The sequence below is a fragment of the Faecalibacillus sp. TM498 genome (genome assembly GCF_020589955.1).
GTDB lineage: Bacteria > Bacillota_I > Bacilli_A > Erysipelotrichales > Coprobacillaceae > Faecalibacillus > Faecalibacillus intestinalis.
In genome coordinates, this window is sequence record NZ_JAJDKB010000006.1 from 69,737 (window position 1) to 84,281 (window position 14,545).

12 protein-coding genes and 1 pseudogene are annotated in these 14,545 nt (G+C 27.5%); 2 read left to right on the forward strand and 11 right to left on the reverse strand.

All coding sequences use genetic code 11. The features are described from left to right. Positions 1 to 198 precede the first annotated feature (198 nt). The 5 genes from LJD32_RS03350 to LJD32_RS03370 all read right to left on the reverse strand — a co-directional run bounded on the left by LJD32_RS03350 (position 199) and on the right by LJD32_RS03370 (position 6,865). The gene (locus tag LJD32_RS03350; RefSeq protein WP_147579927.1) at positions 199 to 849 is read right to left on the reverse strand and encodes an HAD family hydrolase; all 651 of its coding nucleotides are present in this window, start codon (positions 847 to 849) and stop codon (positions 199 to 201) included. A 2-nt stretch (positions 850 to 851) separates the two neighbouring features. After that, entirely contained in the window at positions 852 to 2,252 is a 1,401-nt protein-coding gene (lacG, locus tag LJD32_RS03355) for a 6-phospho-beta-galactosidase (protein ID WP_217498488.1), read from the reverse strand. A gap of 67 nt (positions 2,253 to 2,319) precedes the next feature. Next, the gene (locus LJD32_RS03360) at positions 2,320 to 3,966 is read right to left on the reverse strand and encodes a lactose-specific PTS transporter subunit EIIC (protein WP_175301916.1); all 1,647 of its coding nucleotides are present in this window, start codon (positions 3,964 to 3,966) and stop codon (positions 2,320 to 2,322) included. A 14-nt stretch (positions 3,967 to 3,980) separates the two neighbouring features. Then, positions 3,981 to 4,286: a PTS lactose/cellobiose transporter subunit IIA gene (locus tag LJD32_RS03365; protein WP_147579930.1), complete on the reverse strand. Its 306-nt coding sequence runs from the start codon at positions 4,284 to 4,286 to the stop codon at positions 3,981 to 3,983. A 2-nt stretch (positions 4,287 to 4,288) separates the two neighbouring features. Then, positions 4,289 to 6,865: a PRD domain-containing protein gene (locus LJD32_RS03370; protein WP_227391780.1), complete on the reverse strand. Its 2,577-nt coding sequence runs from the start codon at positions 6,863 to 6,865 to the stop codon at positions 4,289 to 4,291. 316 nt (positions 6,866 to 7,181) lie between these two features. Between LJD32_RS03370 and LJD32_RS03375 the strand changes: the two are divergent. After that, a pseudogene (locus tag LJD32_RS03375) lies at positions 7,182 to 7,372 on the forward strand (HU family DNA-binding protein); the annotation flags it as partial. 254 nt (positions 7,373 to 7,626) lie between these two features. Here the strand turns inward: LJD32_RS03375 and LJD32_RS03380 are convergent. Continuing rightward, entirely contained in the window at positions 7,627 to 8,415 is a 789-nt protein-coding gene (locus LJD32_RS03380; RefSeq protein ID WP_147579932.1) for a CAT RNA binding domain-containing protein, read from the reverse strand. A gap of 112 nt (positions 8,416 to 8,527) precedes the next feature. On the opposite strand from LJD32_RS03380, the gene LJD32_RS03385 reads away from it, so the two are divergent. Beyond that, the gene (locus tag LJD32_RS03385; protein WP_175301919.1) at positions 8,528 to 9,340 is read left to right on the forward strand and encodes a PocR ligand-binding domain-containing protein; all 813 of its coding nucleotides are present in this window, start codon (positions 8,528 to 8,530) and stop codon (positions 9,338 to 9,340) included. A 53-nt stretch (positions 9,341 to 9,393) separates the two neighbouring features. On the opposite strand, the gene LJD32_RS03390 is transcribed toward LJD32_RS03385, so the two are convergent. The 5 genes from LJD32_RS03390 to licT form a co-directional block, all read right to left on the reverse strand. Continuing rightward, positions 9,394 to 10,056 (reverse strand): MgtC/SapB family protein, encoded by a 663-nt coding sequence (locus LJD32_RS03390; RefSeq protein WP_147579934.1) that lies wholly within the window; start codon positions 10,054 to 10,056, stop codon positions 9,394 to 9,396. Between the two features lie 15 nt (positions 10,057 to 10,071). After that, positions 10,072 to 10,824, reverse strand: a complete 753-nt coding sequence (locus LJD32_RS03395; protein ID WP_175301920.1) for a tyrosine-protein phosphatase — start codon at positions 10,822 to 10,824, stop codon at positions 10,072 to 10,074. Further along, a complete protein-coding gene (locus tag LJD32_RS03400) occupies positions 10,821 to 11,648 on the reverse strand; it encodes a PHP domain-containing protein (RefSeq protein ID WP_147579936.1) in 828 nt (275 codons plus the stop codon). Before LJD32_RS03400 ends, LJD32_RS03395 begins: the two co-directional genes overlap by 4 nt. An 11-nt stretch (positions 11,649 to 11,659) precedes the next feature. Beyond that, positions 11,660 to 13,516: a beta-glucoside-specific PTS transporter subunit IIABC gene (locus LJD32_RS03405; protein WP_227391781.1), complete on the reverse strand. Its 1,857-nt coding sequence runs from the start codon at positions 13,514 to 13,516 to the stop codon at positions 11,660 to 11,662. Positions 13,517 to 13,604: 88 nt separating this feature from the next. Next, positions 13,605 to 14,447 (reverse strand): BglG family transcription antiterminator LicT, encoded by an 843-nt coding sequence (gene licT, locus LJD32_RS03410; protein WP_227391782.1) that lies wholly within the window; start codon positions 14,445 to 14,447, stop codon positions 13,605 to 13,607. Between the last annotated feature and the right edge of the window lie 98 nt (positions 14,448 to 14,545).

Consider the following 14,545-nt stretch of genomic DNA (forward strand, 5'->3'; position numbering starts at 1 on the left):
TTCTAAATAAAAAAATATGGCATAGTACCATATTTTTTTAAAGTATTTTAATCTTACATAATAAACACATTAGGTTATTAAGAGGGTTGGGTTTAAAGAAATGATATAAAACACTTATATATTCATAAATAGCATTTTTTAATCATGACATTTTAGACTTTAGGAAACTCTTTTATTAAATAAAATGCTACATATAAATTAAATTTGAGTAAAATCATCAATTACCTTTATAACACCAGGTAATTTTTCATATTCGTCTTTCTTGTTCGCTGAATCAATAACAATAATCATATTGCAACCAGAGTTATAAGCGTTTTGAATACCACTTAATGAATCTTCAATAATCAAGCAATCTTTAATATCAGTCTTAATGACATCTGCTGCTTTTTTAAACATTGCTATCTTATTTTCGTAAGTACCATCATCATAAACAATATCAGATGGTGCAATCCATTTATCTAAGTTAAATGATTCTACAAAGAAATCAATGTTTTCTTTAATTGATGCACTTGCAATTGTAAATGGTACTTTTTTTTCTGTTAGCAAATCAAAGTATTCTTCTGATCCTTTAACCAAATGAAAATTTTCAGTATCTTCTTTACAAAATTTTCTATAGTATTCTTCTTTTAATGAAGAATATTTAACAATATCATCCTCTGTGCATTTATCACCTAACATATACTGAATGATTTGTTTATTAGGTACTCCATTAAAGTGTTCATGGAGTTCTTCATCTGTTATACCTTTATTTCTTAATAATTGTGAAATAGCACCCCACGCTTTAACATGTTTATCATTATCAAAAAATAATGTACCATTAAAATCAAAGATGACTCCTCTATAATCCATAATTATACCTCTCTTGTTTCAATTACTTTTTTATACCAATATGCTGATTTTTTAGGATATCTTTCTTGTGTATCGTAATCAACATAGAATAATCCATATCTCTTATTATAACCATTTGACCATGAGAATACATCCATTAATGACCAAACAAAATATCCTTTTACATTTGCACCATCTTCAATTGATTTTAATAACCATTGTAAATGTTGTTTAATGTAATCAATTCTTGGAGAATCATCGATATTACCATTATCAAAATGATCTTTATATCCCATACCATTTTCAGTAATATAGATTGCTTTATAGTTTGGATATTGATTTTTAATTCTCATAATCATATCATACATACCTTCAGGATAAATTAACCAATCCCAGTCAGTTGTAGGGATACCTTCTTTAAACACTCTTTCTCCTACACCTTTTAATTTGAATTTTTTAGTACCTTTTTCTCCAGTACCATTGTGATGAATTTCATTTTCACCTTCATAAGCTTTAATAAAGTGACTTTGATAATGATTCATTCCTAAATAATCATTATCTTTTGCTGCTTTTTTCATGATTTCAATATCTGCTGGATCATATTCAAATGTTCCATTGTTAATATGAACTAATTCATTGATAATTTTAATTGTTTCATCTGTATAGTATCCTAAGAAAGTTGCATCCAATAAGAATTGATTAGCTAACACGTCTTCTTTTTTTGCTGCATATACATCTTTTGGATCATTTTCATTTAAAGGATATTTAGTTTCTAATGAATGAATGATTCCAATTTTGCCTTTGTAACCTTTTTCTTTATAAGCACAAACTGCTTTAGCATGTGCTACCATCATACCATGCATTGATTTAACCGCTTTTGTAATATCATAAGTAATACATGGTGGGAATGTTCCTTCAATATATTGATTTGTGGCAATTGGCCATACTTCATTGAATGTAAACCAATAAGTTACTTCATCTTTATATTCTTCAAAGCAGAATTTTGCATACTCTTCAAAAGCATCAATTGTTTCTCTTGATAAGAAGTCCCCTTGACTATGTAAAGCATCAGGAGTATCAAAGTGATGTAAAGTTACATAAGGTTCTACACCATTTTTATGACATTCTTGGAATACTCTATGATAGAAGTCTACACCTTCTTGATTGATTCTTCCTTTTCCGTCAGGAAAAATTCTTGACCATGCAATAGAAATTCTTATACCTTCAATTCCAAAATCATTGCATAATTTTAAATCCACAGGATATTTATGGTAGAAATCACTAGCAGGATCAGCTGAGAATCTACCTTGTTTAGCTAAATAATCATCCCATGCTACTTTTCCTTTTCCATATTCTCTAGTACTACCTTCACATTGATAAGCAGCTGTTGCTCCACCAAATACAAAATCTTTACTAAATTTCATAATTTTCTCCTTAACTTAACGATATTGAATAACCATTAGGATTAGACCTAATGGTTATTATTAAATTCTATTCTTCTCCATCTAAAATTGAGAATACAAATTGTAATGCTTTTTGAGGATTACGAGTTAATTCAATATATTTTTTACCTTCACAAGCAACACATTTAATTCCAATACGATCTGTATCTTTCTTTAAATCTTCATAGTAGTTTGCTACTTGAGGAGCTAGAACTACTAAATCATAGTCTTTTAACATATCATAGTGTGCACCGTAAGAACCTGCGGCAGTAATAATTGAAATGCCTTGTTCATCAGCACCTTTAGCTAATGCATTAGCCAATAATCCACTAGTACCCCCACCAGCACATAACACTAATACACGCTTTTCATTAACTACATCAGATGAAACTTCAACATCTTCATCTTCTTCTTTAACATATCCACCTTTTTCATCTTCTTCTTCACATTTTTGTTTATCATAAACTTTGAAGAATGGATAATAAACTACGAAATCTACAACCAAAACTAATACTGCAAATAATATTGATAACAATGTAATTCCACATCCTAATACAATACCAAGTGGTGCTGGTGTTGTCCAAGGAAGAATATACATGAAACTGTTCATTCCTAAAATATCTACAAATGCTTTGAACATCCATACATTTAAGATTGGTGCAACAATAAATGGAATAAAGAAAATTGGATTTAAGATCAATGGTGCACCAAATAAGATTGGTTCATTAACTCCGAATAATACAGGAATCGAACTTGCTTTACCTACTGCTCTTAATTCTTTAGATTTTGCCATGAAAGCAAACATTAATGTTACAACAAGAGTTGCTCCTGTACCACCTAATGTAGCTACGAATTGTTGACAACCAGGTGTTAAAATGTTAGCTGCATGTTTTCCAGCTTGGAATAATTCTAAGTTGTTAGCAATGTTTACATAATAAATTGCTGAAACTGCTGGTTCAACAATTGATGGCCCTTGAATACCTACGAACCAGAATAATGACATAGCTCCATAAATAATAGCTAATCCTAAATATCCGTCTGCTGCAGTAAATAAAGGTTTGAAGAATTCAATAACTGATTCAGCGAAACACATACCTACAAAATGTCTAAATGCTATATCAAATAAAGCTAATAATAAGATTGAAACTCCGAAAGGAATAACATCTGCAAATGTTTGTGAAATATTTGGTGGTACTTCTTCTGGCATATGAATTGTAATATTTCTTTTAACACAGAATTTGTACACATTACATACAAAGAATGCTACTAAGAAGGCTGTTAATAACCCTTTAGATCCCATGTATCCACTTGAGAATCCGCCTTTAATAGAATCAACACCTACAACTAAGAAACCTACAATACCTGCCATAAGAGTTGAAATATTATTGATTTGTCTATTAACTGGCATATCTCTATTTAAACTGTCACATAAGTTTTTTGCTGTTGTCCCAGCTACAAGCACTGCTAATAATCCCATTGAATAGTTATATGGTTTTAAAATCATTGCTTCGATATCACTAGGCCAATAGAATCCGAAAATGTTTGGTACATAAGCAAGTAACATGAAGATACTTGAGAATAGTACTACTGGCATAGCTGACATGAATCCATCACGGATTGCTTTTAAATACTTATTTCTAGAAACTTTTTCAAAGAAAGGCTTAGCTTTCTCGATTTTTCCAATCAACGCATCCATCTTTTTTTACCTCATTATCTATAAATATCTAATAAATTGTTAATAATATCTTTTAATAAAATTGTTGTCATCAAATGATCTTGAGCATGAACAGTAATAAATCCAATATCAATGTGTTCTCCTCTAGCTTCCATTTGTAATAATTCTGTTTGTGATTTATGAGCATCATTTAAACATTCATTCGCTTCTGCAATCAATTTATCACATTCACCGAATTCTTTTTGTTTAGCTTTTTCTACAGCTAATAGTAATTTACTTCTTGCGTCTCCTGAGTACGCTACAATTTCAAACCCAATCATTGAGGCTTCTTCTTTTGTCATAATTAATTTCTCCTTTTGTTATTAATAATAATTTCTATAATTGTTGCTTTATCACTGTCACTAAATGTAACATTAAACGTTGATTCAAGTTTCTTAGAGGCTTCAGAAACCATTGTAAATTCATCATGATACTTTGTTCTTATACTATCCAAATTAAAATTGACCGCAGATGCTTGCTTTTTTGTCAATCTGTCAATTAAGCATCCCATATGAATAAGCATTCCTAATCTTGTATCTTCTGTAAATGGTTCTTCAAATATTTCTTCTAGTTTCTTTACAAATGGTAATAATGAGTTTTGAAGGTCATCATAATTGAATATCTCAAACTGTTCTGTTAAGTATTCAATGATATCAAAATCATCATCGCTTTCTGCAAATAATTCATGTATTGTATAAACTTTAGGTAAATGTTGATAATCTACAAATTTTATATTGAAGATATCAGGATTATAAGTTCCTACAATCCCGATAACCTTACCTTTAAGTTTGATTTCATTGATTCTATTGATTAAACTGTGCTTATCAGAAATATTAAATGATAATATTTGATAATCTCTGTAATCCTCTAAAGTCTGTAAATATCTTTTAATACTTTCACTGTTATTTTCATTAGCTGACGATAATGCAATAATAACATCCTTATTGCTCATTCTTGAATATGATTTATCGGAATATTCACTAACCAAATGATCATAAATATCATCAACATTCTTTCCTTCTTCAGCTTGTTTACAAGCAGACATCGCTAATAATGGAATAGGAACTTCAATTGATCTAATATTTATCTTTGTTTCTTCCATGATTGAATCCAACATGACTTGAATAGAACCCATATCATATAGAGCTAATATTCCTCTTCCTTGATTTATTTCAATAATCTTATTTTTTAATTGCTCATAAGATTCTTTTGGATCATCTTCTAATGATAAGTCAAAAGCTTCGATATTTTTTACCGGCATCAGAAGTTTGACAACTTCTACTATTGACTGTGCTGTTTTACTTCCATGCATTACAATTAATGTAACAACATTTCTCTTTTTTAGTTTTTCATTTTCTTGAAGAGTTAAAACCAAAGTTATAAAAGCACTTTCGTCCATAGATAGAGTTACATTGAATTCTTTTTCTATTGATTTTAAAAACTTTCTAGAAAACACATACTGTTCATCATACTTATCAATGATTTCCATAATATTTTCATTAGAAATTCTTTGTTTTGAACTGTTTCTAACTATTGCATTATTCAAATGAAGACATATTGCATAATATATTTTATTTGAATAAACCTGATTAAATCGAACACTTGCACTGTTTAAGAATTTTTCTACAGAATTAATTAACTTTGTAGAGCAAATTTTTTTGATTTTATCTTTATCTATATCATGTGTAATTTGTTTTAAGTAGTCATCAATCTGTTCTTCAATATTAGCAATTAGATAAGCATCTTTTTCTTTTTCATTTGCCATTTTTCCAAGAGCTTTGTATTTTTGTTCTAACTGTGCATAGATATCTAAATTTTCACTTTTAATCTTTTTTCTCAATGTTTGATTATGATTGAATACATATGTTGTATCCTTCTCTAAAACATTAGTTAAATCATTTATATGCTTTTTAATATATAAAAGTCCTTTTCTGACATTAGGTGGTAAATCACCTAATTCAATAACTATGTTCGTATTCTTTTTTGACTTAGAAAGTGCATTTGCAACACCAAATTGAATGTTGTTTCTAAGTTCAATAAGATTATCCTTACAAGGATAAAGTAATAAACATTTCATTAAACCATCATTAATTTCAATTGATCTATTCAAATTATTTGATTCATTTTGAAAGAATTTTTCAATAAACTGGAATCTTTCCGAGAGATTTCTGTTATCCAAGGAAGGGATATGGACCATAAAATTAAAGTAATCTCGTAAGTAATCCAATTTATCGAGGTCTTCATTAAGATGAATAATAAGTATAAAATCAAAATCGGAATTATTTTTTAACATTCTAATAACATTTGAAATCAAATCTTTAGACACTACATTTACATTCTTTATTAAAATCAATCCATGATTATTTTCTAAAAAAATATTTTCTTTACCTATTAACTTTTCACTTATTTGTTTCTCATTGTAATCTAAACAATCAACAATTTTGAAATTTGAATCTTTCTTTAAAATTCTTTGAAGGCACACATATTCGTAAATCTTTTCCGCTAATGTTCTCACCCCTATACCCTTTTGTCCTGTAAAAAGAATTCTTGGTATTCTCATAGGGTATGCAATAGCAGATTTTGTAAACTGAATCGTATCTTTTAAACTTAAATCTTGTCCAATCAATGAATCAAAAACTTGATTTTCAATTTGTACTTCTTGATCTGTTGACAGATAATAAAGCACAGGACGCCCTTTTGTTTTTTCAATTTTTCTTTCATCAACCAACTGATTCAATATACTTGAAAGATTACTCCTACGCATTTCCAATTTTTCAGATAGAAATTGTGTATCTAACTTAGGAGTTTCATCATTTATTGTTTTAAATCTTTTAGAATATTCAACAATAAAATCAAATACTTTTTCTTTGTTTGTTTTCATTTGTATCTCCCTTTTCTATCCATATTCATCATACAAAATAAAAAATCACTTCTCAAACTAACTAAATTTTCGTTATTTATACAATATGACTAGTAATAATTAAGAATTACATATTTTAAAGTCATAATAAATAAACCAATTAAACACTCTTTTGACTTTTTAATATTTTTTGCATTAGTGTATAAGTTTTTTTTTAAATTATAAACAAATTAAACACTATCAATCTTTTTTGAAATCTTCTAATATGGAATTTATATTTTTTTATTTTATCATAATTTAATATAATTCTTTTTTATTCAAAACGAATAAAAAAGAATTAATTGAAGCTATTTCATGGAAAGTATCTCTTCCAGATGCAGAAATTGAAAAAGTAATCACAAGTTTTACAAAAGTAATTTCTAATAAGTTAAAAAAGAATTTGGTATTTTTGAAGTAAGAAATCGTAGCGAAAGACAAGGTAGAAATCCTGCAACTGGAGAAACAAATACTATCAAAAACAGTAAATAACCAACATTAAAAGCCAGGTCTTTATTAAAGTAAAGTATTAATCAAAAATAATTATTAGAGTCACTAATATAAAATTATGTTTTAAATTTATAAATTTGGAAAAATAAAGACCATATAAATCACACATGAAAAATATAATTTATTTGAACTTGCCTACTTAAAGTCATAATCTATGTTTAAATTAATGATGTTTAGCATAAATTTCTTATCTATGCTAGAAACTTTACAACATTTTGTCTTGATATGTTATTTTTTTAATTAATACTCATATTTTCTATATTATCATTTAAAAATTTCATTTCTTCAATTGATAAATTATATTGATATTTTTCTCGTATATATTTATTTACGATATTAGTACACATATTAGATTTGGAATCGTTTGTAAATTTTGATTCCTGATGAACTTTAATACCTTGATTGATCAACTTTACAATTTCTCTTGATAAACTAATAATATTGTTTTTAAAAATTATATATTTTTCTGAATTCTCTTCTAACTTTATATTATATGTTTTCTCTACAATATACATTATTTCATTAACAAGAGTGCCCACTTGATCATCTTCTTTTTCCTCAATGAATGAGTAATTTTTCAAACAAAGTAATATGTATTTAATTTCTGTTTTAGTAAGTTTAATATTTATTTTTTCGTATATGTATTGCATGATTTCACTTTCAAAATCATTCTCAATTCTAGTATTCATTGCTTTGTTTTGAAATAATTTTTTATTGTTTTCTCGTGCATTTAAAACAAAAGAAAGATAGCTGGCTATCATTCCAATGACTTCATTATAGAACTGAGTATTCCACTTTACCGATGCCATCTTTACAATATTTCGTGCCAATTTGTAATGAATAGACTGATTGATATCCATTTCTCGTCCAATTGGCAAATAAAAGATTTTTTCTATTTTATTATTGTCTATTGTATTTCCTGCTTTTTTTCTAAATCCAACACCTGGACCCATAACTACTATTTCTCCTGTATCATCATTATAGGATGTTACATAATTATTATTTAATATCTTATTTATTTTCAAATTATCTTTCCCCTTTTCTTTTAAATTATATTAATATCTATTTCATTTCAAAAGAGAATAAAGTATAATTAAGGGTAAATTAGTATGATATAAATTATTTAAAGGAGAAATTATGATCGAACTAGAAAAAATGCTAAAAGACTTATACCTTCTTTCAGGATTAAATATGTCTATTTTTGATTTAAATCAAAATTTATTAGCTTCTTATCCACACAAAAAATCAAAATTTTGTAACGAAATAGGAAAAAATAAAAAATCATACCAACATTGTTTGGATTGTGATTATAAGGCTATGGAACACGTAAAAGAATCAGGAGAATTATATATATACAAATGTCATTTTGGTTTAAATGAAGCTATTATGCCTCTATATTCCTACGGAGTTCTTACAGGATATTTAATGATGGGACAAGCAGTCATTGGTACATACAGAAATTATTCTGAGATCATTGAAAAATCAAAAGAATATTTTGATGACCAAGAAAAGTTAAAAAAATATGTGACCAAGATTGCAATCTTAAATGAAGATCAAGTCTATTCTTTTGCTAATATTTGTGATATATATGCAAAATACATTTCGCTTACAAACCGAGTACAAGCAAAACATGATAATCTAGCTCAAGAAGTAAAAAAATATATTATTTCTAATTATAATAAAGAAATTACCATCGAACAATTATGTGCATACTTTTTTTGCAGTAGATCAACTTTGTTAAATCATTTTAAATCAAAATACAATACAACCATTCATAAGTTTTTGTTAGATTATAGATTAGAAATAGCATCCGAATTATTGATTAATGAAAAAATAAGTGTAAAGGAAATATCATATAAATGTGGATTTGAGGATCCAAATTATTTTTGTAAGGTTTTTAGAAAAAAATATAATAAATCCCCTTTAGAATTTAAAAATGAGAGAACATAAAAAGATACTGCAAAAGTATCTTTTTAATATTGAAAAGTATAAAATTTTCCCTTCTAAAAATAACTTAATTTTACAACATAATCTTTTTCAAGAATTTCATTTGTTAGATTATATTTTTCATTTTTTGAAGGAAACTTAATTTCTATCTCCATAATTACTATTTCGCTTCTTTTTTCATATTTAATATCAATAATATTCAAATTATTATTACTAAATAAATTTTCTATATCATATATGAGATTCTTTCTATATAACACCTCTAAACGAACTTTTATGGTATTTTGTGTCATTCTTAAGAAAAATCCCCTATGAAAAAGTGTTTGCAAACCAACAATAAGAAAAGTAGAAATTATTCCTAAATCATACAATCCACATCCAATACACATTCCTACTCCTGAAGTAGCCCACATTCCTGCTGCCGTAGTCAGTCCCGAAACAGTTCCATGTCTTACAAAAATAACACCAGCGCCTAAGAAACCTACACCACTTACAATTTGAGCAGCAAGACGAGATCCGTCTATATTTTTAAAATCACAAAAACCATATTTTGAGATCAGTACCATCAAAGCTGAACCTAACGCTAAAATAGCATGAGTTCTTATACCTGCACCTTTATTTCTGCTACTTCTTTCATAACCAATGCAACAACCACATATTGCAGCAATCAAAATTCTAACAAACCACTCAACGTGATAAATTAATACACTTTTTCCCATTACTATTTTTTGTTTTTACTCACAATAGATTGCTTTCAGTAGTTTTCTCTTTTCTTTTGTTAGATTGTATTCTTTTTCAAAATAATCATCATAACTTTGATACTTACACTTTATAGCATTAATCGCTAAAAGAATATTTTCTTCTCTTACATAGAGTAACTTATCTGCTAACTTTTGAAATTCTTTTGATACATTATGTTCCAAATAAAATTGGTCAATAAAATTTTTTAAATACTTATTAGATAATAGATATTCATTTATTGCATCTTCTTCATTCATATCTAATGCCATCATAATAAGAAAAGTAGCAATACCTGTCCTGTCTTTTCCAGCACTACAATGATAATAAACACTACCATCATTTTTAAGAAGTAATTTAAATAATTTATCAAATGCTTTATTATTAAAAGGCATATTTTTATATCCATCTAGAAGATATTGTGATAAATAATCTATTTGCGTTAAAGATAAATTCTTACTAAGTTCTTTACCAAAATCAAATCCCTGAAAACGCTCGTCTTGAAGTTGTAACGCACTTATACGTTCATAATTAATTCGATTTCCTATAATATCTGGATCTTTTTCAGCTTCATTTTGATCTCTGAAATCCAGTACATATCGTATATTTAGTTTTTTTTCGAAATAATTTATCTCATCTGGAATCAAACGATTTAAAGCACCACCTCTAAAAATCATATTAGCTTTTAATTTTTTGTTATCTTTATTAATATACCCTTTAACATTTCTAAAGTTATTTATGTTCTTCATTTTTGTAATGCCTCTTTTTCCAAATCATCAAATTGTTCTTTTGTTAAGCCAAAATCCCCTATACTTGTTAGTTTTATATTATGAAAATCACTTCCTCCACTTTTCAATAAATTATATTTTTTAGCAAAATGTTGAGTTAATGGATAATCATCTTCTTTCATACTTGGATGAGAAATTTCAATTCCATCAAGATCATATGAAACATATTTTTTTATTTCATCATAATTATCATACTCGCATGGATGAGCTAGGATAGCTATACCACCATCCTTATGTATTGCTTCTATGCCGCTTTTTACATCAATATATCCCATTTGTAGATCAACATCTTGAGATACTTTTCCTGCAAATAATTCTCTATATTTTTCCAAATTGTTATATTCTGGATATTTATTGACAATTGCCTGAAAAAGATGCATTTTAAACACTATATTATATGGAGAAAATTTTTTTGCTTCTTCATATGTTATATCCAATCCCTTATCATTTAGTTCGTCAATTAACTGATGATGATATTCATCTCTACATTTCAAAGTATGATTACATAATTCTTCTACATGTGTAGGGTTATCATTTAGCCATAACCCTACAACATGAACTTTCTTATAAACATCAAAATCATAACAGCTCATTTCCACACCTCGAATAGTCTTTATATTATTCTTTTCACAAATTTTTTTAACTTTATCATAGTGATAAAGTGTATCATGATCAGTTATTGCCACAACTTTTATTCCTCTATTCTTTGCTAATCTAATAACCTCTTCTATCGAATGAGTTCCATCACTATAATTAGTGTGAACATGTAAATCTGCATAAACCATATGTTTTCTCCTTAAATAACTGTTAATAAATCATCATTCATCTTAACTCTTTTTTCTTTGGTAGGAATAATTTCTAAATAATCATTTGAGTTGGTAATAACAACCATTGTTGTTAAATCCGCATCTCCTTGTTTTAGCAATTCTTTATCAAATTCAATTAACAAATCTCCTTGCTTTACTCTTTGACCTTTTTCAACGAATTGTTTAAATGGTTTACCCCCAAATTTAACAGTGTCAATACCAATATGAATTAAAATTTCCATATTTTTATCTGTTGTAATTCCAATAGCATGCTTTGTTTCAAATGTAGCAGAAATAATTCCTTCAACTGGCGAATATACCTTATTATCATTAGGAATAAGAGCAACACCCTTACCTAAAACTTCTTTAGAAAACATTTCATCATTTACAGAATTTAAGTCTAAAATTTTTCCACTTATTGGACTTTTTACATTATTCATCAAATTATGATTAATATCATTACTTTCTTCAACTGGATCATCAAATCCAATAACTAATGTTGCAATAAAAGTAACAACAGCAGAAATAATAATTGTAATAATTGCGTTGATTAAATTTGAATTACTTGTTCCACCAATCCACATAGGAATATTGATAATACTTGGTGTCATAAACGCATAAGCTTTTAGTCCAACAAAACCAGCATACAATCCTCCAGAAAAACATCCTATCATTACTGCATACATTGGTTTTTTCAATTTTAATGTAACTCCATAAATACATGGTTCAGTTATACCACCAAGAAAAGCCGTAAGTCCTGAAGATAAGCAAGTTTGTTTAAATTCTTTATTTTTTGTTTTTAAAGCACACGCCATTGCAGCTGCACCTTGTGACATATTTGCTGTCAATGTTAAAGTTCTTGAAAATGGATCATATCCTGATTGCGACAATATTTGAATTCCAGCGATAGCAAGTGTTGAATGCATTCCTGTAACTACAAGCCATGGATATACTATACATAAAATTGCAAGAGCAAACATTCCAAATGTGTTATAGATCCATAATAGTGCATTGCCTAAATAAATTGAAACAATACCCATTGCTGGTGCTAATACTACAAATGTTAATGGCACCATTATTAATAATGTTAATAATGGTGATAAAATATCTTTTATCATATTTGGTAAATATTTGTTTAGACCATACTCAACTTTACTCATTACCCAAACAACTAAGATTGCTGGAATTAGTGAAGATGTATATGACATTCCATAAACAGGGAATATTCCCAAAATACTTCCAATAAATTTTGGATCCACCGCAGAAACAATACTGTTCCAATTAGGATGAACAAGTGCACATCCTAATAGTGCTGCCATAAATGTATTACATTTAAAATGTTTTGCTGCAGCTACTGCTACGAAAACAGGTAAAAAAGTAAAACCTGCATCAAAAACAAAATTGAAGATGTAATACGTCATAGATGTATCTGCATTAGCCCATCCCATCATAGATACAATCATCAGTAAGCATTTTCCTAATCCTGTACCGATTAGAATAGGTATAATTGGAGCAATTACTCCTATAATAGTTGAAATTAAAGAATTTATGATATTCTTCTTTTCTTTATTTTCATTATCTTTTTTTTCTTCTTTTTCCTCAATATTCGCTATTTTACAAATATCTAGATAAACATCATGGACATATGTCCCAATTACAATTTGATATTGTCCTCCCTTTTTTATTAATGATAGAACTCCTTTTATGCTTCTTACTTTTTCATCATCTGCTTGAGATTCATCTTTCAAGGTAAATCTCAATCTTGTCATACAATGTTGTAAAGAAACAATATTTTGTTTTCCCCCAACAGCCTCAATTATTTCATTTGAAAGTTCTTCATATTTCATAATATATTCCTCCTTTTTTGAATTCTTTCAAACTATGAGGTTTAGCCAACTGAATGTTACTATCCATCTATATGCAAATTATCTCTGTTTATTTTTTTAAGATAATCTTTGCAACATGTATTGTTAAAAATAATATTTCTTCATCTTCTAAAATGTAATCGTACTTTTGTTTTACATATTTTTTTATTTCCAAGACGCATAAATATGCATCCACATATTTTTCTTTCATTATTTCTAAAATATCATTATTTAATGAATCGATTTGATTATGTTTCATATGATTAAAACAACGTAAACCAAAATATTTTAAATGTGTAACAAATCTATAATATGATAAAGATTCTTCATCAAATTCTATATGAAAATAATTCTTTACTATCTCCAATATTTCTTTAATAAAAGCAGTAATTTCATAGGCGTTTTCTATTGCATTATCAGTTTCACTACATACAATATGTAAAGCGATAAATCCAGCTTCATTTTCATCCATAGATATTCCATATTTAGCCTTTATTAAAGTTAATGCCCACATTCCCAATTCAAATTCTTTTCTATAGAAACTTTTAATTTCCATTAATAGCTGATTTTTTAATATAACCCCTTCTTTATATCTCTCTATACTTGTATGAATATGATCTGTTAAAGTAATATAAAGAGAGTCATCAATTCCCACTTTTAATTCTTTCTTTGCTTTTTGAATTATTTGATCAGAAGTATCCATATATTCAATTGGAATGTCTTTTAGCATGTTTAGCATCTTTTTTTGTTCATCTTTTAAGCTTAATTCAAAGGTCTTATTGATTTTACTAATATCAATAAGATCGCCATTTCTTTTTCCATAAGCAATTCCTTTACCCATAACGATTATTTCTTCATGATCATCGTTTATAGTAATTACAACATTATTATTAAGAATCTTTTTTATCAACATTGTTACTCCTGGTATATTGTAATTGACCCATCTGAGTAGTCACCTACAATATACATTCCTTTCTATCAATCTTATTTATCCGCGATTGATTACGTTTT